The organism is Amycolatopsis sp. H20-H5, from assembly GCF_035828755.1.
Taxonomy (GTDB): domain Bacteria; phylum Actinomycetota; class Actinomycetes; order Mycobacteriales; family Pseudonocardiaceae; genus Amycolatopsis.
In genome coordinates this window covers 97,924-119,294 of record NZ_JAYMZS010000009.1, presented here as the reverse complement: position 1 = coordinate 119,294, position 21,371 = coordinate 97,924, and the positions used below count along the sequence as shown (strand labels likewise).

Here is a 21,371-nt window from a genome sequence, read left to right as displayed (position 1 = left end):
AGCCCCACTCCTGCCGGTGAAGATGGCACGATGACCAGTATGAACGCCACCTCGGGCTCCGGGAAGGTCGATCTCCGCCGCGCGGACGGGACTCCCGTGCGCGTGCTCGTGGTCGACGACGAGGTGACGCTGGCCGAGCTCGTGTCCATGGCGCTGCGGATGGAGGGCTGGGACATCCGCAGCGCGCCCAACGGCACCGAGGCGATCCGGCTGGCGCGCGAGTTCCGGCCGGACGCGGTGGTGCTGGACGTCATGCTGCCGGACTTCAGCGGCATCGAGGTCCTGCGCCGCATGCGCGCCGAGGTCCCCCAGCTGCCCGTGCTGTTCCTCACCGCGAAGGACGCCGTCGAGGATCGCATCGCCGGGCTGACGGCGGGCGGCGACGACTACGTGACCAAGCCGTTCAGCCTGGAGGAGGTCGCGCTGCGGTTGCGCGCGCTGCTTCGCCGCGCGGGCGGCGTGACCGGGCCGAGCGGTTCGACGCTGGTCGTGGGCGATCTGACGCTCGACGAGGACAGCCGCGAGGTGTACCGCGGCGGCTCTTCCGTGCCGCTGACCGCGACCGAGTTCGAGCTGCTGCGCTACCTCATGCGCAATCCCAAGCGGGTGCTGAGCAAGGCCCAGATCCTCGATCGGGTGTGGAGTTACGACTTCGGCGGCCAGGCGAATATCGTGGAGCTGTACATCTCCTATCTGCGCAAGAAGATCGACGCCGACAGGGAGCCGATGATCCACACGATGCGTGGCGCCGGGTATGTCCTCAAGCCCGCCGGCTGACGGTGCCCGCGGCCGGAGCCCGTGGTCGCTACGCCGTCGGCTGATCGTCCAGCTCGCCGCGCTGCTCGCACTGGTCTGCCTGGTCGTGGGCGTGGTGACCGAGTTCGCGCTACGCGAGTTCCTCATCAACCAGCTCGACTCCCGCCTGCTCGCGACGAGCGAACGCGGCAACAAACCGCCGCCCGGCGGCAGGCCCGGTGGCGGGCGGGTGCCCGCGGGCCTGCGGGCGGCGGGACAGAGCATCGACTCGCTGTTCGTCGACGTCACCCCGGACGGCACCGTGCTGGGTGCGGTGCAGAGGTCGGCACAGGACGCCAAGGTCGCCGAACCCTTTCCCCATGACGCCATCACCAAGCCCCAGGCGCAGACCCTGCTCTCGGTGCCCGTCAACACGCGTCGGACGGTGGATCTCGGCAGCGGGCTTGGCGAGTACCGGGTGGTGTCCAAACCGAGCGCCGGTGGCGGGATCTCGATCACCGGCCTGCCCGCCAAGGACGTCTCGGACACCTTGTGGAGCCTTGGTTTCATCTTCGGCGGCGTCGCGCTGGGCGGGATCGTGCTGGCGGGTGCGGTCGGCGCGGTGACCATCCGGCGCACGATGGAACCGCTGGACCGGCTGGCCGCGACGGCGTCGCGGGTGGCGGAGCTGCCGCTGGACCGCGGCGAGGTCGCGCTGTCCGAACGAGTGTCCGATGTGGACACCGACTCGCGCACCGAGGTCGGCAAGGTCGGCCACGCGCTCAACGAGATGCTCGGCCACATCGCCAGCGCGCTGACCGCGCGCCAGGCCAGCGAAAGCCGGGTGCGCCAGTTCGTCGCCGACGCCAGCCACGAACTGCGGACGCCGCTCGCGGCCATCCGCGGCTACGCGGAGCTGACCCGGCGCAGCGCCGAGCAGGTCCCGCCGGACATCGCCTTCGCGATGAGCCGGGTGGAATCGGAGTCGGCGCGGATGACCACTCTGGTCGAGGACCTGCTTCTGCTGGCCAGGCTGGATTCCGGGCGTGCCGTGGTGCACGAGCCCGTGGATCTTTCGCGACTGGTGGCCGACGCCGTCGCCGACGCGCACGTCGCCGGGCTGGGCCACAAGTGGCGCCTCGACGTGCCCGGCGAGCCGATCGGCGTGCTCGGCGACGGCGACCAGCTGCATCAGGTCGTGATCAACCTGCTCGGCAACGCCCGCACGCACACCCCGCCCGGCACGACGGTCACCACCTCGCTGTCTGCAAAGGACTCAGTGGTGACGCTGACGATCGCCGACGACGGGCCCGGCATCCCGCCGGGGATCCTGCCCGAGGTGTTCGAGCGATTCGCCCGCGGCGACAACTCCCGCTCGCGGGCGGCCGGGAGCACCGGGCTCGGCCTGGCGATCGTGGCGGCCGTCGTCGGCGCGCACCGCGGCCACGTCGGCGTTACCAGCCGTCCGGGGCGAACGGAGTTCGCGGTCAGGTTCGCCGAGGCGCCCGCCAGGTGACCTGGCGCTTCACAGCGAGGACGCAGCGGCACCGCATCACCGGCACAACCAGGTTCGCGAACCTGGTGACCATGACGAGCGCACCCGCATTGACCCTGCTCAGGGTCAATGCGGGTGCGGTCCTCCTGCTCGCGACGGCGGCGCTGTAGCTGTGGAACCTGGCGGATTCCGGCTGGGGCAAAAGTTTCTACGCGATGGCCGGGCAGGCGGGCAGCGAGAACTGGCAGGCGTGGTTCTTCGGCTCGCTCGACCCCGGCAACGTGGTGAGGGTCGACAAACCGCCCGCGTAGCTGTGGCTGAGGGGCTTTCCTGGCGGATCTTCGGGTTCTCCAGCTGGAGCATGCTGATCCCGGAGGTGCTGGCGGGCGTGGCGTCGGTCGGCCTGCTCTACGCGGCCGTGCGGCGGGTGTCCGGCCCGGTGGCCGGGCTGATCGCGGGCGCGGCGCTGGCGCTGACCCCGGTCGCGGTGATGGTGTTCCGCTTCAACAACCCGGACGCCGTCCTCGTGCTGCTGATGGTCGCGGGCGCCTACTGCGTCGTGCGTGCCACCGAGACGGCGAGCACGAAATGGCTGCTGCTGGCCGGGGTCGCGATCGGTTTCGGCTTCCTGGACAAGATGCTGCAGGCGTTCCTGGTGCTGCCGGTGTTCGCCTGAGATGAACGGACCGTTCATCGCGTCGGGGATCTTGCGGGTCTCTTACGGCCCGTCTCGAATGGACGGTCGGCGAACCGGGAGGCCCTAGGTTGGGCGCACCGAGCGGGAAGGATCTCTGGTGCGTGTTCTTCGCTGGTGCGTGGTCGTTTTGCTGGTCGCGGGCTGTTCGAGCCCGGCGCCGCAAAAACCCGCCGAGCTGCCACCGCCCGCCGAACCCGCGGCCGCCCCCGCGCTGACCGTGACCCCGGCGGGCCGGGTGGTGCCGCTGGCGGCGTCACCCGAAGGAGTGGTCGCGGACGGGGTCACGCATCTGGTTTCGGTCGGCGTGCGGGAGCCGAACGCGCTCGCGCTGGTCGACGGGCGGACCGGCGCGATCGTCAAGAAGGTGCCGCTGCCCGGCTTCCTGCGTCACCTCCAGCTCGCCTCGCCCGGCGGCCCGGTGCTGGTGCCCGACGAGACGTCGAACTCGCTGCTGACCGTGACCTTGCCGGGCGGCGAGGTCACCTCCACCGTGATGACCGGCGTCGTCCCGCACGACGCGACCAAGGCGGGCAACGGCTCGTACTTCGTCGCGAACGAGCTCGGCAAGAGCGTCGTCGTCGTACGCGACGGCAAGATCGTGCACACGTTCCCCGACGTCACCCAGCCTGCCGGGCTCGCCCCGGTGGGTGACCTCGTCGGGCTGGTCGACGTCCGGCAGAACGACCTCACCGTGTACGACGCGAACCGGCTCGAGCAGGTCGCGCGCGTCCCGGCCGGGGCCGGGCCGACGCACGTCGTGGCCGACAAGCGCGGGCATCTCGCGGTCTCGGACACGCGGGGCAACGCCGTGCTGATCTACACGCTTTCGCCGGAGACCAAGCAGATCGCCAAACTCGACCTGCCCGGCACGCCGTACGGGATCACCTACGACCCGGCGCGTGACCACATGTGGGTGACGCTGACCGCGCGTAACGAGGTCGTCGGGCTAAATCTGTCCGGTGGCACGCCGAAGGAGATCGCGCGGTTCCCGACCGTCCGGCAGCCGAACACCGTCGCTGTCGATCCCGGCACCGGCCGCCTGTTCGTGACCGGCACCGCTGACGGAGTCCTGCAGCTCATCGACCCCTGACGCCCGGAATCCTGCTGTCAGACGTTCGCCCCGCAGAGCACGACACAGGGCAGCGAAGCGTCGACGCGGCCCGCGAGCCAGGCCGCCAAGGGCACCGCCGCGGCCGGTTCCACGACGAGCCTGAACTCGTCCCACAGAAGGTACTGGGCGGTGCGCAGTTCCTTGTCGCTGACCAGCACGGACGTCACCCGCGGCGAGTTCAGCAGCCGGAACGGGAGCTCACCCACCCGGGTGGCGCCCAGCGCCGAGGACGCCACCGAATCGATCTCGACGTCCACCGGCTCGCCCGCCTCCAGCGCCGCGTTCAGCGCCCGGCAGTGCTCCGGCTCGACGGCGAACACTGACCGCTCGCCGATGCCCAGCGAAACCCCGCTCGCCAGCCCGCCACCGCCGACGGCGACCAGCACCGCGTCCACCTCGGGCACGTCCTCGACGATCTCCGCGCCGACCGTGCCCTGCCCGGCGATCACCAGCGGCTCGTCGTAGGCGTGCAGGTACCGGGTGCCCGGCTCGCCCGCCGCGTCCAGCGCCCTCGCGGCCGCTTCGCCGTAGGTCCGTCCGTGCCGGATGAGCTCGGCGCCCGCGGCCTCGATCCGGACAGCCTTCGCCTCGGGGACCGTTTCCGGCACGTACACGGTCGCGGGCAGCCCGAGCAGCGCCGCCGCCATCGCCACCCCGAGGCCGTGGTTGCCGCCGGACGCCGTCACCACCCTGGCCGGACGTGGCCCGCCGATCATCGAGTTCAGCGCACCCCGCAGTTTGAAGGCGCCGCTGAGCTGCAGATGTTCCAGTTTGAGCACGAGCGGGCGGCCGCCGAGCTCGGCGCGCAGCACCGGCGTCCGGCGCGCATAAGGCCGGATCGCGGCCTGCGCGGCCCGCACGTCGGCCGGGCCGGGAGTGGCGATCGGGTTCGTCATGCCTCCACCTTTCACCGCACCGGAGCGGTATCGCTACACTGGTCCACGGACCCCGCGCGGCGTCCACCCTGTGAACTTCCCCAGGGCCGGAAGGCAGCAAGGATAAGCAGGCTCTGACGGGTGCGCGGGGTCCGCTTTCCTGTCCGGGCCACCTCAGAACACGCCGAGCACGTCCTTGGGCGGCTCCGGCGAGGCCATCGGCGCCGCGTCGTACACCGGCTCGGCCTTGCCCCGCAGCTTCGTGAGCTCAGCGCCCGAGACGCACCGCGCCGGGTAGGCCGAGGAAGCCGCCCGGCGAGCCAGCTCGGCCACCGGCAGCTCGTTCTTCGACGCCGCCAGCACCAGGTTCCCGAACCGCCGTCCCCGCAGCACACTCGGCTCGACCAGCAGGACGACGTGCTCGAACACCTCGGCAAGGGTGGCGAAGAACCGCCGGGCGAACGGCAACCCCGGGCCGTCGGTGATGTTCGCCAAGTAACTGCCGGACGGCTTGAGCACCCTGGCCGCGTCCGCGGTGAACTCCACGGTCGCCAGCCCGCCCGCCATGGTGGCGCGCTCGAACGCGTCCACCACGATCAGGTCGGCCGACGCGTCGTGCCTGCTCGCGACGCCCTCGCGGCCGCCGGACACCCGGACCCGCAGCTTCGGCACGCCGCGTAGCTCGAGCTGCTCGCGCACGAGCTCGATCAGCTCGCCGTCGGCGTCGAACACCAGCTGGCGCGAACCCGGCCGGGTGACGGCGAGGTAGCGCGGCAGCGTGCAGCCCGCGCCGCCGACGTGCAGGGCGTCCAGCGGGCCGTCAGTGAGGCAGTCGAGCACGTCGCCGAGCCTGCGGACGTAGTCGAATTCCAGGTTCTCCGGGTCGTCGAGATCGACGTAGGACTGCGCGACCCCGTCCACCGAGATCATCCAGGCGTTGGCCCGGTCGGCGTCGCGCAGCAGCTCGGCGGTGCCGAACCGCACCGGATACCGGCCCGGCACCGGCCCGGACGCGCGGGCCGGGCTCTTGCGTCCCGATCGTGCGTGACTCACCTGGGGTTCCTTTCGCGGCGGGGGCGCACCGAGCGTACGTGCAGGCGGGCTGTCCGTGAATTCTCGCCGGAACCGGAAACGTTTTCCCGGCTTCGGCGATGGATCGGTGGATGGATCTTCGAAGATCAGGTGTGGGGGAGAATTCTTGATGAACACGAGGCTGCGCGTCGCCACGACGGCGACCGCGCTGGCGCTGGCCGCCGGGATGTTCGCGACGCCGCCCGCGGGGGCCGACGTGCTCACCGACCGCGCGCAGGCCGTCACGCTGCTGGAAACCGGGGGGCCGACGCTCTCGGACCGGGCGGCGAAGGCACTCCTGGGGTCCGCGGACGACCTGCGCGAGTTCGTGGCGACCGGCCAGATTCGGGCCAGGGAGGTCGACGAGCGGGTCCTGGCTCTCCAGGCGATGTCCGCCGGCGGCCCCGTGGTCAAGCGGGCGGCGCAGAAGGCGCTGGACGGCACTCCGGACGACATCCGGAAGTTCCTGGCCACCGGCCTGGAGCTGGCACGGCAGTCGGACGACCGCATCCGGGTCGGCCAGGCGATGTCCGCGGGCGGCGTGGCCGTCAACCGGGACGCGCAGAAGGCGCTGGACGGTTCGGTCGAGGACGTCAGGGCGTTCCTGACGACCGGGCTCGCCAAGGCCAAGGCCGAGGACGACCAGGTCACCGCCACGCAGCTCATGTCCGCGGGCGGCACCATGGTGAAGAACGCGGCCAAGGCGGCGCTGGGCGGTACTGCCGAGGACGTCCGATACTTCCTGGCCATCGGGAACAAGGTCGCCGCGGACGCCGACCGCGAGACCGCGGCCGTCGCCCAGAAGGCGCTGGTCGCGCGCAACAAGTTCAAGTCCGTCGCGCTGCCCGCCGCGAACGCCGCCGCCAAGATCGCGAGCGACGCTCGCGCCGCGGACAAGGTCCGGCTGGACGCCCAGATGGACAAGGCCACGCAGGACGCCAGGGCCGCCAACCAGGCCGAAGCCGACGCCGCGGCCAGGGTCAAATACGACGCCGACCAGGCAGCGAAGGCCAAGGAGAGCAAGGACCAGCAGCTCGCCGAGGCCCTCGCGCCCGGCACGGACCAGGCTGTCGCGCTCACCGACGGGCGCAAGGTCGCGATCTACTTCGTGAAGAACGCGGGCACCGCGGTCAAGGCCGCCGCCGCGGCCGCCCTCCGTGGTGCGGACGACGCCGTGCCCGGCTTCGTCCGCACCGGCCTGCCCACCGCGCAGGAGACCGACGACCGTGCGGCCGTCGGGGCCATCGCCAACGGTGACGGCAAGCCCGGCCTGCGCCAGGCCGCCAAGGACGCGCTCGCCGGTCCGTACGCCGGGGTCGTCGAGTTCCTGCGCACGAAGAACTACCCCGGCCGTGTCCACGACGACCGCATCGCGGTCGGGCAGCTCATGAGCGTCGGCGGCAACGTCCTCAACCGTGAGGCGCAGAAGGCGCTCGAGGGCACCCCGGCCGATGTCCGCACGTTCCTCGAGAGCACCCAGTACTGGGCGCGGGGCATCGACAACCGGATCGTGGTCGGGCAGGCCATGTCGGCGGGCGGTCCCGAGGTGAACGCCGTCGCGCAGGCGGTGCTGGACGGGCCGGACTCCGGTCTGGCACCCGCGCTGCAGGGCCCGCTCGCCAAGGCGAAGAAGCGTGACGAGGTGATGGCCGCGCACGTGGCCACGGTCAACGGCGTCGTCGCGCAAGCCGCGCGGTCCGCCGCGTCGGCGAAGTAACCCGCTCCCAGCGGCGAAGGTTGTCGGACGGTGCCGGTAGTCTCGCGGCGTGGCTCTCGCGCTGTACCGCAAGTACCGTCCGGCGACCTTCGCCGAGGTCGTCGGCCAGGAGCATGTGACCGAACCTCTGCGCACCGCTCTGACCGCAGGCCGGATCAACCACGCGTACCTGTTCTCAGGGCCGCGCGGCTGCGGCAAGACTTCCAGCGCGCGCATCATGGCGCGCTCGCTCAACTGTGCCAAGGGGCCGACACCGGACCCCTGCGGCGAGTGCAACTCATGCAAGGCGCTCGCCCCCGAAGGGCCCGGCAGCATCGACGTCACGGAGCTCGACGCGGCCAGCCACGGCGGCGTCGACGATGCCCGTGAGCTGCGTGACAAGGCGTTCTACGCGCCCGCCGACGCGCGCTACCGGGTGTTCATCATCGACGAGGCGCACATGGTCACCACGCAGGGCTTCAACGCCCTGCTGAAGATCGTGGAAGAGCCGCCCGAGCACGTCATCTTCATCTTCGCCACCACCGAGCCGGACAAGGTGCTCGCCACCATCCGCTCGCGTACCCACCACTACCCCTTCCGGCTGATCCCGCCGGGCGCCATGCGCGCGCTGCTCGAACGCAACGTCGCCGCCGAGGGCGCCAAGGTGGAAGCCGCGGTCTACCCGCTGGTCATCCGCGCCGGCGGAGGCTCCGCGCGGGACACCCAATCCGTGCTCGACCAGCTGCTCGCCGGCGCCGGGCCCGACGGCATCGACTACAGCCGCGCCGTCGCGCTGCTCGGCGTCACCGACGTCGCCCTGATCGACGACATGGTCGACGGGCTGTCCGCGGACGACTCGACCACGGTGTTCGGCACGGTCGAGAGGCTGGCCGAAGCCGGGCACGACCCCCGTCGGTTCGCCACCGACCTGCTCGACCGCCTGCGTGACCTGGTGCTTCTCCGTTCCGTGCCTGATGCGGCTGGTCGCGGGCTGGTGGCTGCTCCTGAGGAAGAGCTCAACCGGATGGTCGCGCAGGCCGAGCGGATCGGGCTCGGCACCCTGTCCCGGTACGCCGAGATTGTCCACAGTGGACTTCTGGAGATGCGGGGGGCTACTTCGCCCCGGCTGGTGCTGGAGTTGCTGTGCGCCCGGATGCTGCTGCCGTCGGTGGCTGAGGGTGAAGCTGCCATGTTGCAGCGGCTGGAACGGCTTGAACGGCGGGCTGCTTTGGGGGCTTCTGCTGCTCCTGCTCCTGCTCCTGCTCCTGCTCCTGCTGTCGCTGCTCCTGTCGCTCCCGTTGATGCTGCTGCTCCGGTTGCGGAGCCTGTTGCTGCTCAGCCTGGGCGGCATCCGGATCGGGCTTTTCAGCGGCCTTCGCAGCGTTCTCCTTCTGTTGAGTCCGTTGCTTCTGCTCCCGCTCCCGTTGTCGAGGCTCCCGCTGCTCCACGGGCTGAGCCTGTTGTTGCTCCTGCTGTGCAGGCTCCTGCTCCTGAACCTGTTGCTGAGCCGGTGGTGGCTGGTGGTGGTGGGGGGTTGGATGCTGCTGCTATTCGGAATGTCTGGCCGCAGTTGCTTGGTGCGCTGAGGAAGATTGCTGGGGGGCGCAGTCTTGAGGCCATGCTTACGCAGGCCACCGTTGCTGAGGTTGAGGGTTCTGCTTTGACTCTCACTCATAAGTCTGAGCCTTTGGCCAAGCGGCTTTCTGATCATGATAATGCTCGGAAGATTGCTGCTGCTCTGTCTGATGTGCTGGGGGGGGAGTGGCAGGTTCGGTGTGTTCATGGGAGTGCTCGGCCGGTTAGTGCTCCTGTTGTGCAGGCTCCTGTTGTCGCTGTTGCTGAGCGGTCCTTTACTCGGCCTTCTGCTGGGCCCGGTGCTGAGGCTCCTTCTCCGGTGAAGGCTGAGCCTGCGGTGCCGGCTCGGGCGAAGGTTGCTGCTGGGGAGCCGGATATTCCGCTGCCTCCTGAGCCTTCGGCTGAGGATGATGAGGATCTCTACTCTGAGGACTCCAGTCCGGCTCCGCCTCCGCCGCCTCTTCCTCCGGAAGAGGATCCAGAGGAGATTGCCCGGAAGCTGCTTGCCGATCAGCTTGGGGCTCGGTTGTTGGAGTAGTTTTTTGGTTGCGTCCTGAGGTGTGGCTAGAAGCCTGTGTTTTTTGGCCAGCGCGCTTACAAACTCGCGCCGCCAGGCCGCCCCTGACTATGTACGCAAGTGCGGCTTTTGTTTTTAGGGGGGGGCGACCTGCCGTCGCGAGTTGGGAGGCCCTGGCGGGCCTGAAAGAGGGCGCGCGGCGGTGAAGTCTCCCCTCGCAGGGCTCGGGGAGACGCTGTGGTTGGGGCGAAACTGTGGTGGCTGGGTTTTTGTTTTTGGTGTTGGGGCTGGTTTTGTGGGATGGTTTAGTGTGGCTGGGTTTAGTGTGGTTGGGTTTACTGTGGGCTTAGGTAGGTTTCTATTGCTTGGGTTATTGCTTTTGCGTATTTTTGGCGGCCTTCGGGGGTTGTCATTTTTTTTGCTTCTGTTGGGTTTCGCATGTTGCCGCACTCTATTAATGCTGTTGGGCGGGTTGAGAGGTTTAGACCTGCTAGGTCGGCTCGGGGGGCCAGGCCTTGTTTGCCTAGGTAGGTTGAGGTTTCGAAGCCTGCGTTGGTGAGGGTGTCGCGTAGGGTTTTTGCCAGGTTTGTCGAGGGGGGTCCTTGCTCTTCGTTCAGGGGCGGGGACGAGTAGGACACGTGGAAGCCGTGGGCGTTGGGGGCGTTTGAACCGTCTGCGTGGATTGAGATTACCGCGTCTGCGTTTGCTTTGTTTCCTGTTTCTGCTCTCTTGTCCACGCAGGGGCCTATTCCTGTGTCGTCTGGGCGGGTGTAGATGACTTTTATGCCCTTTGCTGTTAGTTCCGCTCCTACTCGCTGGGCTACGTCGAAGGTGAATTCGTGCTCGGGGTAGCCCGCGTTTGTTGAGGTTCCTGTTGTGTTGCAGGGTTTTGTTTCGCCTCGGCCTGCTGGGACCTGTTTGTTGATCTCTGCCGGGTGGGTGGCGTTGGCGCCGTTGTGGCCGGGGTCGAGGACCACCACCTTGCCGGTGCCGGGTGGGGTGCTCGGGGTGGCTGGTGGTGGTGCGAATGAGGTCAGGGGGGCGGTGCCGGGGACCGTGGACAGGGGCGGGATCGCCGTGGTCGGGGGTGCTGATGCGGGCGCGGCGGGTGTCTCCGTGCCGCAGCTGGTCAGGAGTAGCGAACCTGCCAGAACCAGTCCTGTTACGTGTCGTCGCACGGCGACCACCGTGCCACAGGCGGGCGCGGCTACGCTGGATGACACGTGAGTGTTTGGTAGAGAGGACCGATCGGATCATGGTGCAACCCGGTGGCGGCTTCGACCTGTCGCAGATCATGCAGCAGGCCCAGCAGATGCAGCAAAAGCTGGTCGAGGCCCAGGAGGAACTGGCCAGCACAGAGGTGACCGGCACCGCCGGCGGTGGCCTGGTCACCGCGACCGTGTCCGGCGACAGCCAGCTCAAAGCCCTGGTCATCGACCCGAAAGTGGTCGACCCCGAGGACGTCGAGACACTGTCCGACCTGATCATCGCCGCCGTGCAGGCCGCTTCGGCCAACGCGCAGCAGCTCACCGAGCAGAAGCTGGGCCCGCTCGCGGGCGGCCTCGGCGGTGGCGGGATGCCGGACCTCGGCAGCCTCGGCCTCGGCGGTGGACTCTAGTTGTACGAAGGTGTCGTCCAGGATCTGATCGACGAGCTCGGGCGGCTGCCCGGCGTCGGTCCGAAGAGCGCGCAGCGGATCGCCTTCCACCTGCTGGCCGCCGATCCCGCGGACATCGGGCGGCTCCAGGAAGTACTGGGGAAGGTCAAGGAGGGCGTCCAGTTCTGCGAGATCTGCGGCAACGTCTCCGAGCAGACGGAGTGCCGCATCTGCCGGGACACCCGCCGCGACCTCACGGTCATCTGCGTGGTCGAGGAGCCGAAGGACGTCCTCGCCGTCGAGCGCACCCGCGAGTTCAAGGGTCGCTACCACGTCCTGGGCGGAGCGCTGGACCCCCTGTCCGGCATCGGCCCCGAGCAGCTGCGGATGCGGGAGCTGCTGGCCCGCATCGGCGCGGCGGAGATCAGCGAGATCATCATCGCGACCGACCCGAACACCGAGGGCGAGGCGACCGCGACCTACCTCGTGCGGATGCTCCGAAGCTTCCCCGGACTGTCCGTGACCCGGCTCGCGTCCGGCCTCCCCATGGGCGGCGACCTCGAGTTCGCCGACGAGCTGACCCTCGGCCGCGCGCTCTCCGGCCGTCGCGTCCTCTAGTCCCCAGCTGCGATGAACGGACCGTTTATGGCGTTTTTCGCCATAAACGGTCCGTTCATGGCGCTTTTCAGCAGTAGCCGAGCTGCGCCAGCGTGTCGACGATGATCCCGCTCGGGTGGTACTTGTCCATCCACGACTCGCCGCGGCGGTCCTGGTACGTGTCGAGGAAACCGCGCAGCTTGTCGCCGCGCATCTCGGTCAGGACCACGGTCTCGCCCAGGTGATGCGGGGTCTCGGTGCGCTCGCGGTGCACGGCGCAGGGGATGCCCAGGTAGTAACACTCCGCGCTCAGGCCACCCGAATCGGTGACCACGTAGTCGGCCTTTGCGATCAGCGGCAGGAACTGCAGGTAGCGCAGCTTCGGCCGGATCAGGAAGCGCTCCTCGTCGAACAGGTCCTGCAGCCCGAGGTTCCTGATCCGCTCCCGCTCCGGTGCGCCCGCCAGGTAGATCACCGGCTTCTTGCGGCTCTCGTCGCGCAGGGTCTCCAGCACCTCGCGGTACTTCTCCCCGCGTGAAACCAGCTCGAACCGGTGCAGCGTGGCCAGGCCGAACCGTTCCGGCAGGTCCGTCATCGTCATCGGCTGGTCGATCGCCAGGCGCATCGCGTCGATCGCGGTGTTGGCCTCGGTGTCGACCACGACGCCGCGCGCGTTGCGCAGGTTGTGCACCTCGCGCGGGCCGGGCGCGAAGTGCAGGTCGACGATCTTCGCCGCGATCTTGCGGTTGATCTCCTCCGGCAACGGGCTGAGCAGGCTGCCGCTGCGCGCGCCCGCCTCGACGTGGCCGACCCGCGACTTCAGGATCCGCTTGCCGATCAAGGCGCCGTACGGCGTGGTGAACGTGTCGCCGTGCACCAGCACCAGCGGCGGGCGGCCGTCCTCGGCGAGCGTGGCCTTCAGTTCGGCGCGGCGGCTCCACGCGCTTCGCAGCACCTGCGCGGCCCAGCCGGGGACCTGCGACGGCGACTCCAGGTTGCGGGCCTGCTCCTTCAGCACCAGCCAGACGTCGGGCTCCGGCAGCTTGAGATCGGACAGCACGTCGGCGACCTCGTCCACGTGTTGCGCGGTGAACCAGATCTTCGGCCGGGTTCCGCGATCGGCGATAGCGTGGTAAACCGGCGCGATTTTGATCAGTTCGGCCGTGGTGCCGAGAATGAAGGAAATCACCGTGGGCCCTATCTCTGTCGGATAACCGGGTATGCGGTGCCGGAAGGATACTGGGCTCATCCCGACCCGCGGTCCAGGGTAGTCTCGCGGCGTGAGTGCGAATACGCTCCTCCCCGGTCTCAGCGTCGTGATCCCGGTCCACAACGAGCAGAACTGGATCGACCGCAGCGTGGGCGCGCTGGTCGCCTCCGCCGAGGCCGCCGCGTGGCCGGTCGAGATCATCGTGGTGGACGACGGCAGCACCGACGCCACCGGGGAAAAGCTCGCGGCCCTGCAACGACTCTATGGCATTACCGTGCTCACCCAGCCGAACAGCGGCCGCTTCGAGGCGCGGCGCCTCGGCATCACGAAGGCCGCCGGCGAGCAGGTCCTGCTACTGGACAGCCGGGTGATCATCGACCCGGAATCCCTGACCTTCCTGCGGGAACAGCTCATCGGACACCCGGAGCGCCAGGTCTGGAACGGGCACATCAACGTCGCCTCCGAGCAGAATCCGTACGCGGGTTTCATGGCGGGCCTGGTGAAGATCCCCTGGCGCCGCTACTGCGCGAACCCGCGCCTGATGAGCTTCGGCATCGAGGAGTTCGACGTCTTCCCGAAGGGCACGGGCTTCTTTTCCGCGCCACGCCAAGTACTCGAGGACGCGTCGAACGCCTTCGTCTCGCTGTTCGACGACGCGCGTTTCGCCAGTGACGACACGGGAGTCCTGCGCTGGATCGCGGAACGGCAGCGGATCCACCTCGCGCCGGAGTTGTCCGCGACCTATCACGGCCGTGAATCCTTGAAGAAGTTCGTCGCGCAGTCCTACTTCCGCGGAACGACCTTTGTGGACTCCTACCTCGCCTCGCCCGGCCCGGCCCGAAACGGTTTCTTCGCGGCGTTCGGGGTCGGGCTGCTCGGTCTCGGCGTCGCCGCCAAGCGGCCGAAGACGGCGGTGACGCTCGGCGTGCTCGGCTCGGCCGCGGCCGGAGCCGCGGTGACGCGTTTCGGCGCGACCAAGGCCGAGGCCCGCGCGGTCGCCCAGCTGAGCCCGTTGTTCGCGGCCGGTTTCGGCGCGGGCGCGGTGCGCGGCCTCTACTTCGCGCTGCGTGCGCGAAGGCGCCGATGAGCGTCATGCCCGACGAAACAGCCCGGCTGGGCAAGGAAACCGGCAGGTCCGCCGGTCGGATCGGCATCTTCCTGCTGATCGCGATCGGACTCGGCTACGTCCTCACCGTGGTCTGGGGCCGGGTGCTGGATCCGGCCGACAACAAGGTCTTCCTGTCGTTCTGGGGTGTCCTGATGGGACTGGGCGCCGCGCTTTCCCCGCTGGAACAGGAAATCTCGCGGCAGTCCGCGCACGCCGCGCTCGAAGGCGCCAAGGCCGGTAAGCCCGCGGTGCGCGCGTTCACCGTCTGCGCGGTGCTCGTGCTGCTGTTCTGCCTGCTCACCCTGATCCCCCCGGTGACGCAGAGGTTGTACGGCGGCCACTGGGAATTCGCCGTGATCGTGCTGGCGGGCGGGGTCTCGTTCGCCTTCCAGTTCGCCGCGCGCGGCCTGCTCATCGGGCAGCACCGGATCCGGCCGTACTCCTGGCTGATCATGGCCGAGGCGCTGGTCAGGGTGCTGCTGCTCGGGGTGCTGCTGGTGGCGGGCCTCGCCCAGCTGGTGCCGCTGGCGCTGGCCGCCGCGGCGGGATCGTTCGCCTGGCTGCTGTTCGCCCGCCAGGCCGGAAGGCTGGTCGACCCGGGACTCGAAGGGGAGGCCCTGCGGCCGGTCGCGGTCCGGATCGTCACGCTCATGGCGGGCGCCGGGCTCACCGCGAGCGTGATCACCGGCTACCCGGCGATGGTGTCGCTGCTCGGCCCGAGCGGGGAGGACGACCGGATCGGGGTGCTGTTCCTCGCGTTGTTCGTCGCGCGGACCCCGCTGATGCTGCTGTCCCCGATCCAGGCCATCGCCGTGCCGACCGTCGTCCGGCTCTCCGGCACCGCGGACGGCCCCCGTCGCCTGCGCAGGCTGCTCTCCGTCGGCGCGCTCGCCGCGCTGGTGCTCGCCGCTGCCGGCGCACTGGTGGGATTCCTCATCGGACCTTGGGTCGTCGAACTGCTGTACACCGCGAAGAACCGGCCCGAGGGCTGGTGGATGGCCGGGCTGGTGTGGTCGTCGGTGCTGCTGACCGCCATCCAGCTGGCGGCCGCGGTGCTCGTCGCACAGGCCAAGGCGAACAAAGTCCTGCTCACCTGGGCCGTCGTCGCCGCCACCTCGGCGCTGGTGCTGCTGTTCCTGCCGGGCGACGCCGTGTTCCGCGCTGTCGCCGGGCTGGCGCTGGGGCCGACCCTCGGGCTGGCGGTCGTACTGGTGTTCGTCTTGCGCGTCACTCCTTCAGCAGGCAACTCGAAGGCCGGTTCACGCGTCCCGCTAGTGTGATCTCACATGCTTTTCGGATGGCTGAATTGCCGGTGAAGTTCTGGGTGCTTTCTCGCACCGGGGATATTTCAGTACAGTTTGGATTGCAAATTCGATGAACGTACTTCTCGTGCTACTCGCGTTTTGGTTGCCGGGTCTCGTTTTCGGCACGGCCGTCAAACTGCGTGGCTGGACACTCGCCGCCGCGGCGCCGTTGCTGACCTTCGGCATCGTCGCGATCGGCGTCCCGGTGCTCGGCGGGCTCGGCATCCGCTGGACCATGCTGAACGTCGGGCTGTGGGCACTGCTGCTGTCCGCGGTCGGCTTCGCCCTCGCGTTCGCGGTGGACCGCTTCACCGCCCGGCGTCATCCGGAGTGGGCGGAGGCGGAGAAGGACCTAGGGGACTCAGCGCGGCGGTCGCTGCGCGGGCACCTGCTGATCGGGTTCGGCGTGGCCGCGGGCATGGCCGTCGGGGCCGTCACGTTCCTGCGCGGCTCGCATTCGCTCAACAACGTCCAGCAGGGCTGGGACGCGCCCTACCACGGCAACCTCATCCGCTGGATCGCCGAACACGGCGACGCGCGCCCCTCGACCGTCGGCACCATCGCCAACCTGCCGAACGAGACGCACTACTTCTACCCCGACACCTTCCACGCGCTGCTCGCGCTGGTCTTCGGCAAGAGCGGCCTCACCGTGATGCCGACGCTGAACCTCGCGGTGGTCGCGGTGACCATCGCCGCGCCGCTGGGTGTGGCCGCGATGTGCGCGGCCTGGCGGATGCCGACGATCGCGGTCGCCGCCGCGGCCGCCGTCAGCACCTGGTTCACCGCGTTCCCGTACGACTCGCTGTGGCGCGGTCCATTGTGGCCGTTCATCGCCGGGGTCTCGATGATCCCCGCGATGATCGCGCTGGCGCGTTACCTGCTCAAGCCGCGCGGGGTCGCGGGCCCGCTCGGGATCGGCCTCGGCGTCGCCGGGCTCGCCGGGTTGCACACCAGCGTCGTGTTCGTCGTCATCGTGTACTTCCTGCTGATACTGGCCGCCGTGCTGTTCCGCTTCGAGCCGATCGACTGGCGCCGGTCCGCGCCGTCGCTCGTCGTGACCATCGGGCTGTGCCTGGTGCTCGCGCTGCCGGTGATCCTGCCGTCGCTGTACAACGCGGCGGGCGTGACGAGTGCGTCCTGGGCCACCGAAGCGACGGTCGCGGCCGCCATCGGCGAAACAATCACGTTCTCGCCGATGGCGGACTTTCCACTGTGGTGGGTCGGCCTCCCGGCGATCATCGGCGTCTTCCTGCTCGTCAAGCACCGGCGGATGGTGTGGCTGGTCGGCGCGTTCGTGGTGTTCGGCGGGCTGTTCATGGTGACGGTCTCGCTGGAGACTCGGCTGGTGCTCACGCTGAGCAGCGTGTTCTACAACGACCACTGGCGCATCGCCGCGCTGCTCCCGCTGATCGGCGCCGTGGCGATCGGCGAGTTCGTCAACACCGGCGCGGAAAAGTTCGCGGCCAAGGTCGGTGCCTGGCGCCCGAGCCTCAAACCCGCGACGGTGACGCTGGCCGGGGCGCTGGCCATCGGGCTGGTGATGGCGGTGCTGAGCCGCGGCGGTTACGTCGAGCGCAACGCCGCTCGCGTCGCGTACAACTACGACCCCAACGGCCCCTCGGTCAACGCGGCGGAGCAGGCGGCCTACGGCTGGCTCGCCCAGCACGTCGCCCCTGGCGAGCGGGTGATGAACGACCTCAGCGACGGTTCGGTGTGGATGTACGCGCTCGCCGGGGTGCAGCCGGTCGAGTGGACCTACTACGGCGCCGCGCGCACCACCCCGGCCGCGTTCCTCTCGCTGCACCTCAACGAACTCGACAAGAACCCCGAGGTCAGGAAGCTGCTGACCGACCTCAAGGTGCGATACGTCATCACCGGCAGTGGCACGGTCACCGTGGACATCAAGCAGCCCGCCGGGTTCCGGCGGATCGGCTCGACCCCGGGCTTCAACCGGGTCTTCGGCAACAGCGGTGCCACCGTCTACGAGATCGCCGGGCAGCAGGGCGTGGCCGGGTCCGGGGTCTCCTCCGGCGCCGCGTCCGGCTCCGCTCACGGCCAGTGAGTGGATAGGATGATCGACGTGGCCAGTACGTCCGTGACCAGCCGTCGCGTGCTCATCGTGATGCCCGCGCTCAACGAGCAGGCGAGCGTGGGCTCGGTCGTCGGGCAGGTCAAGAAGGCACTGCCGGGGCTGGACGTCCTGGTGGTCGACGACGGTTCCTCCGACGAGACGGCCAAGCTGGCCCGCGCCGCCGGAGCGGCGGTCGCGCGGCTCGCGGTGAACCTGGGCGTCGGCGGCGCGATGCGCACCGGCTTCCGGTACGCCGTCGCCCGCGGCTACGAAGTCGTGGTCCAGGTCGACGCGGACGGCCAGCACGATCCGGACGAGGTCGCCGCCCTGCTGCGCGGCCTCGACGACGCGGACATCGTCATCGGCTCCCGGTTCGCCGGGAAGGGCGCGTACAAGGCCAGCGGCCCGCGCAAGTACGCGATGGTCGTGCTGTCACTGGTGTTCTCGCGGCTGGGCAAGGCCAAGCTCACCGACGTCACCTCCGGCTTCAAGGCGATGGGCCCGCGCGCGATCAAGCTCTTCGCCTCCTACTACCCGGCCGAGTACCTCGGCGACACGGTCGAGTCGCTGGTGATGGCGATCCGGGCCGACCTGCGGATCGCCGAGATCCCGGTGATCATGCGGGAGCGGGCCGGCGGCACGCCGAGCCACTCACCCGTCAAATCGGCCGTCTACCTGGGCCGGGCCGGTCTCGCGCTGCTGCTGGCGCTGGTGCGCCGCCGTCCGGCGCTCGACTCGTCCGACTCCGCGTAAAGGGGAGATCCGAATCATGGACGGTTGGCGCATCCTCAGCATCGTCATCGCCTGCCTGGTGCTGTTCGTCGTTCTCGAAATGATGCGGCGGCGCAAGCTCCGGGAGAAGTACGCGGGCATCTGGCTCATCGTCGCGATCGGCGTGGTCGTGCTGGCGGTCCTGCCGCAGGCCGCGGAGTTCCTCGCCAAGACCACCGGTGTGCAGACGCCGTCCAACTTCGTCTTCCTGCTCTCCGGGGTCGTGCTCGCGCTGGTCGCGCTGCACCTGTCCACGGAGGTCGGGCACCTGGAGGAGGAGGTGCGGACCTCCGTGGAGGAGACCGCACTGCTGCGGTGCGAGCTCGAGGACACCAAACGCGAACTGGAACAGCGGATCGCCGCGCTCGAGACGAAGACGGCGGCGCCGGACGACGCCAAGGCCCTCGCCGCCCCCGAACCGAGCCCCGCACGCACGCGCTGAGTCAAGCGGTCCTCGCCGCACCCGCCCGGCTGGGCGAGGTGCGGCTTTTGGCTGTGGACGGCCCTTCCGGTGCCGGGAAGTCCACTCTCGCCGCCGCCGTCTCGGCCGAACTGCGGGCTCACGGGGTCCGTGCCGGGCTGATCGGCACCGACGACTTCGCGACCTGGGACGACCCGGTTTCGTGGTGGCCACGGCTCGTCCGTGGCGTGTTGACGCCGCTGAGCGCAGGGCGCGCGGGCGGCTATCGCCGGATGGACTGGCCGGGCGGACAACCCCGGCTGGGCGCGTTCGTCGCTGTCGAAGTGCCCGAAGTGCTGATCCTGGAGGGTGTTTCCGCAGGTCGGCGTTCGGTCCGGCCGGTGCTTTCCCAGTTGCATTGGGTCGACGGCCCGGCGCCTCCGACCCGGCTGAAGCGGGTCGTTTCCCGTGATGGTGAGGCAGCGCGGGAAGAATTGCGCCGCTGGCAGTTGTTCGAACGGGGCTGGTTCGCTGTGGACGGCACCCGCGAGGCCGCGGACAGCCGATGAACCCGCTCGGCACTTAGTGCGAGCGGCCTTACGTGCATACCGCCGTTTGTGTCAGTGGTCGTGCGCTGCCCGCACCAGTGGGAGCGAAATGTTACTCACAGTCAGTATTTCGGGACACTTTGCGGTCATTTTGGCCTCCGCGTAGCGCGATCGTAACCTCACGTGCTTAAGTGCGGGGCGAGTTCCCGCTAGTGTCGGCGCACACACCGATCGTCCGTGGCGCTCATAGTTCCTGACCGACCGGACGGTGACTAAAACACCGAACATCTCCCAAGGGGTGCCAGATGCAGCAATTGCGGCTGACCCGAACACGCCGTATTGCCCTGATCGGGCTTACCGGCGCGCTCGCGGTTTCGCTGTCCGCCTGTGCCGATTCCAAGCGCGATGAAGGCGCTGGGGGTGGTGCGACCGGTGGGACGATGATCTTCGGCACCGCGGGCAACCCGAAGACGTTCGACCCGACCTTCACGGACGAGGGCGAGTCGCTGCGGGTCGTTCGGCAGATCGAGGACACGCTGATCCAGAACAAGCCGGGCACCGCGGACCTCGAGGCCTCCCTGGCCGAGAAGTGGGAGCCGAGCAACGACGCGAAGACCTGGACGTTCTCGCTGAAGAAGGGTGTCACCTTCCAGGACGGCACCCCCTTCGACGCCAAGGCGGTCTGCTTCAACTTCGACCGCTGGTACAACATGAAGGGCGCCGCCGCCCAGAGCCAGATGATCTACTACGGCGACGTCTTCGAGGGATTCGCGAAGAACGAGGGCGACGCCGGCGGTGCCCCCGTCTACAAGAGCTGCGAAGCCAAGGACGACGGCACCGCGGTGGTGAACCTGAACAAGGCGAAGGGTGTCTTCCCGGCTGCCTTCACGCTCCCGGCATTCTCCATCCAGAGCCCGGACGCGCTGAAGAAGTACACCGCCGACACGGTCACCAAGAGCGGCGACTCGTTCAGCTACAGCGAGTACGGCACCAAGCACCCCGTCGGCACCGGCCCGTTCAAGTTCGAGAGCTGGGACACCGCCAAGGGCGAGATCACGCTGGTGCGTAACGACGCGAGCGCGAACAAGGCGAAGCTCGACAAGCTCATCTTCAAGGTCATCCCGGACGAGAACGCCCGCAAGCAGGCGCTGAAGGCCGGCGAGATCCAGGGCTACGACTACCCGTCGCCCGGTGACTACGGCCTGCTGCGCAACGACGGCCAGCAGGTGCTCATCCGCCCGTCGTTCAACCTGCTCTACCTGGGCATCAACCAGTCGGGCAACCCGAAGCTCAAGGATGTGCGGGTCCGCCAGGCGCTGGCCTACGGCATCAACCGCGAGCAGTACGTGAAGTCGAAGCTGGCCGAGGGTTCCGAGGTCGCGACCGAGTTCGTGCCCAAGAGCATCGCCGGCTACACCGACGATGTCACGAAGTACCCGTACGACCCGGAGAAGGCCAAGCAGCTGCTGGCCCAGGCCGGGGCGAGCGACCTGACGCTGAAGTTCTACTACCCGACCGAGATCAGCCGCCCGTACATGCCGAACCCGGCAGACACGTTCACGGCGATCTCCGAGGACCTGAAGAAGATCGGCATCAAGATCGACGCCGTGGCCGAGCCGTGGAACGGTGGCTACAAGGACGACGTGCAGAAGAACGGCAAGCAGGACATCCACCTGCTCGGCTGGACCGGCGACTACAACGACGCGGGCAACTTCATCGGCACGTTCTTCGGCCGTAAGAAGACCGAGTTCGGCTTCGACAACCCGGCGCTGTTCACCGCGTTGAGTGGCGCCGACGCCGCCGCCGCCGGTGACGCTCACGCCAAGGCGTACCAGGACGTCAACAAGCAGATCATGGAATTCATGCCTGCGGTCCCGATCGCCTACCCGACGCCCGCCCTCGTGGTGAGCTCGAAGGTCAAGGGTCTGGTGGCGAGCCCGCTCACCGACGAACGCTTCAACACCGTGAGCATGGGATAAGCCTGAGCTTCAAG

Annotated in this window: 19 protein-coding genes, 1 other RNA gene and 1 pseudogene; 17 read left to right on the top strand and 4 right to left on the bottom strand. The window is 68.9% G+C overall.

The features are described from left to right. The first annotated feature begins 30 nt into the window (after nucleotides 1-30). The 5 genes and pseudogenes from QMK34_RS07615 to QMK34_RS07600 all read left to right on the top strand — a co-directional run bounded on the left by QMK34_RS07615 (nucleotide 31) and on the right by QMK34_RS07600 (nucleotide 4,017). Nucleotides 31-777: a response regulator transcription factor gene (locus tag QMK34_RS07615; RefSeq protein ID WP_326412954.1), complete on the top strand. Its 747-nt coding sequence runs from the start codon at nucleotides 31-33 to the stop codon at nucleotides 775-777. Next, nucleotides 755-2,251, top strand: a complete 1,497-nt coding sequence (locus QMK34_RS07610; RefSeq protein WP_326412952.1) for a sensor histidine kinase — start codon at nucleotides 755-757, stop codon at nucleotides 2,249-2,251. Before QMK34_RS07615 ends, QMK34_RS07610 begins: the two co-directional genes overlap by 23 nt. After that, nucleotides 2,248-2,400 (top strand): hypothetical protein, encoded by a 153-nt coding sequence (locus QMK34_RS47725; protein ID WP_442785110.1) that lies wholly within the window; start codon nucleotides 2,248-2,250, stop codon nucleotides 2,398-2,400. Before QMK34_RS07610 ends, QMK34_RS47725 begins: the two co-directional genes overlap by 4 nt. Then, nucleotides 2,401-2,900 (top strand): annotated as a pseudogene (locus QMK34_RS07605) (glycosyltransferase family 39 protein); the annotation flags it as partial. 124 nt (nucleotides 2,901-3,024) lie between these two features. Further along, entirely contained in the window at nucleotides 3,025-4,017 is a 993-nt protein-coding gene (locus QMK34_RS07600) for a YncE family protein (RefSeq protein ID WP_326412950.1), read from the top strand. A gap of 17 nt (nucleotides 4,018-4,034) precedes the next feature. Here QMK34_RS07600 and QMK34_RS07595 read toward each other — a convergent pair whose 3' ends face one another. Then, nucleotides 4,035-4,934, bottom strand: coding sequence for a threonine/serine dehydratase (locus QMK34_RS07595; protein WP_326412948.1), 900 nt, complete (start codon nucleotides 4,932-4,934; stop codon nucleotides 4,035-4,037). Between the two features lie 43 nt (nucleotides 4,935-4,977). On the opposite strand from QMK34_RS07595, the gene ffs reads away from it, so the two are divergent. Then, nucleotides 4,978-5,074, top strand: an RNA gene (gene ffs / locus QMK34_RS07590) — signal recognition particle sRNA small type. A 13-nt stretch (nucleotides 5,075-5,087) separates the two neighbouring features. Here ffs and QMK34_RS07585 read toward each other — a convergent pair. After that, nucleotides 5,088-5,915, bottom strand: a complete 828-nt coding sequence (locus tag QMK34_RS07585; RefSeq protein ID WP_326413013.1) for a spermidine synthase — start codon at nucleotides 5,913-5,915, stop codon at nucleotides 5,088-5,090. Nucleotides 5,916-6,114: 199 nt separating this feature from the next. Between QMK34_RS07585 and QMK34_RS07580 the strand changes: the two genes are divergently transcribed. Both QMK34_RS07580 and QMK34_RS07575 read left to right on the top strand, forming a co-directional pair. Continuing rightward, the gene (locus QMK34_RS07580) at nucleotides 6,115-7,701 is read left to right on the top strand and encodes an ALF repeat-containing protein (RefSeq protein WP_326412946.1); all 1,587 of its coding nucleotides are present in this window, start codon (nucleotides 6,115-6,117) and stop codon (nucleotides 7,699-7,701) included. Nucleotides 7,702-7,750: 49 nt separating this feature from the next. Next, entirely contained in the window at nucleotides 7,751-9,793 is a 2,043-nt protein-coding gene (locus tag QMK34_RS07575; protein ID WP_326412944.1) for a DNA polymerase III subunit gamma and tau, read from the top strand. A gap of 314 nt (nucleotides 9,794-10,107) precedes the next feature. Here the strand turns inward: QMK34_RS07575 and QMK34_RS07570 are convergent, their stop codons facing one another. Then, the gene (locus QMK34_RS07570) at nucleotides 10,108-10,749 is read right to left on the bottom strand and encodes an N-acetylmuramoyl-L-alanine amidase (protein WP_326412942.1); all 642 of its coding nucleotides are present in this window, start codon (nucleotides 10,747-10,749) and stop codon (nucleotides 10,108-10,110) included. Nucleotides 10,750-11,027: 278 nt separating this feature from the next. Between QMK34_RS07570 and QMK34_RS07565 the strand changes: the two genes are divergently transcribed. Together QMK34_RS07565 and recR are read left to right on the top strand one after the other, a co-directional pair. Beyond that, nucleotides 11,028-11,390, top strand: a complete 363-nt coding sequence (locus QMK34_RS07565; RefSeq protein WP_326412941.1) for a YbaB/EbfC family nucleoid-associated protein — start codon at nucleotides 11,028-11,030, stop codon at nucleotides 11,388-11,390. Further along, nucleotides 11,391-11,987, top strand: a complete 597-nt coding sequence (recR, locus tag QMK34_RS07560) for a recombination mediator RecR (RefSeq protein WP_326412939.1) — start codon at nucleotides 11,391-11,393, stop codon at nucleotides 11,985-11,987. It begins immediately after the preceding gene. 67 nt (nucleotides 11,988-12,054) lie between these two features. On the opposite strand, the gene QMK34_RS07555 is transcribed toward recR, so the two are convergent. Further along, entirely contained in the window at nucleotides 12,055-13,167 is a 1,113-nt protein-coding gene (locus QMK34_RS07555) for a UDP-N-acetylglucosamine 2-epimerase (RefSeq protein WP_326413012.1), read from the bottom strand. Nucleotides 13,168-13,246: 79 nt separating this feature from the next. Here QMK34_RS07555 and QMK34_RS07550 point away from each other — a divergent pair, with 79 nt between their 5' ends. The 7 genes from QMK34_RS07550 to QMK34_RS07520 all read left to right on the top strand — a co-directional run bounded on the left by QMK34_RS07550 (nucleotide 13,247) and on the right by QMK34_RS07520 (nucleotide 21,357). Next, nucleotides 13,247-14,263: a glycosyltransferase family 2 protein gene (locus QMK34_RS07550; RefSeq protein WP_326412937.1), complete on the top strand. Its 1,017-nt coding sequence runs from the start codon at nucleotides 13,247-13,249 to the stop codon at nucleotides 14,261-14,263. Nucleotides 14,264-14,268: 5 nt separating this feature from the next. Continuing rightward, complete coding sequence (locus tag QMK34_RS07545) at nucleotides 14,269-15,564, top strand: hypothetical protein (RefSeq protein ID WP_326412935.1); 1,296 nt, start codon at nucleotides 14,269-14,271, stop codon at nucleotides 15,562-15,564. Nucleotides 15,565-15,658: 94 nt separating this feature from the next. Further along, nucleotides 15,659-17,650 carry a DUF6541 family protein gene (locus QMK34_RS07540; RefSeq protein ID WP_326412933.1) on the top strand — a complete coding sequence of 664 codons (1,992 nt, stop codon included), beginning with the start codon at nucleotides 15,659-15,661 and terminating at the stop codon, nucleotides 17,648-17,650. A 60-nt stretch (nucleotides 17,651-17,710) separates the two neighbouring features. Next, complete coding sequence (locus QMK34_RS07535) at nucleotides 17,711-18,412, top strand: glycosyltransferase family 2 protein (protein ID WP_442785111.1); 702 nt, start codon at nucleotides 17,711-17,713, stop codon at nucleotides 18,410-18,412. Between the two features lie 16 nt (nucleotides 18,413-18,428). Continuing rightward, nucleotides 18,429-18,872 carry a DUF2304 domain-containing protein gene (locus QMK34_RS07530; RefSeq protein ID WP_326412929.1) on the top strand — a complete coding sequence of 148 codons (444 nt, stop codon included), beginning with the start codon at nucleotides 18,429-18,431 and terminating at the stop codon, nucleotides 18,870-18,872. Nucleotides 18,873-18,919: 47 nt separating this feature from the next. Continuing rightward, the gene (locus QMK34_RS07525) at nucleotides 18,920-19,399 is read left to right on the top strand and encodes a uridine kinase family protein (RefSeq protein WP_442785109.1); all 480 of its coding nucleotides are present in this window, start codon (nucleotides 18,920-18,922) and stop codon (nucleotides 19,397-19,399) included. Nucleotides 19,400-19,683: 284 nt separating this feature from the next. Next, entirely contained in the window at nucleotides 19,684-21,357 is a 1,674-nt protein-coding gene (locus tag QMK34_RS07520; protein ID WP_326412926.1) for an ABC transporter substrate-binding protein, read from the top strand. The last annotated feature ends 14 nt before the right edge of the window (nucleotides 21,358-21,371 follow it).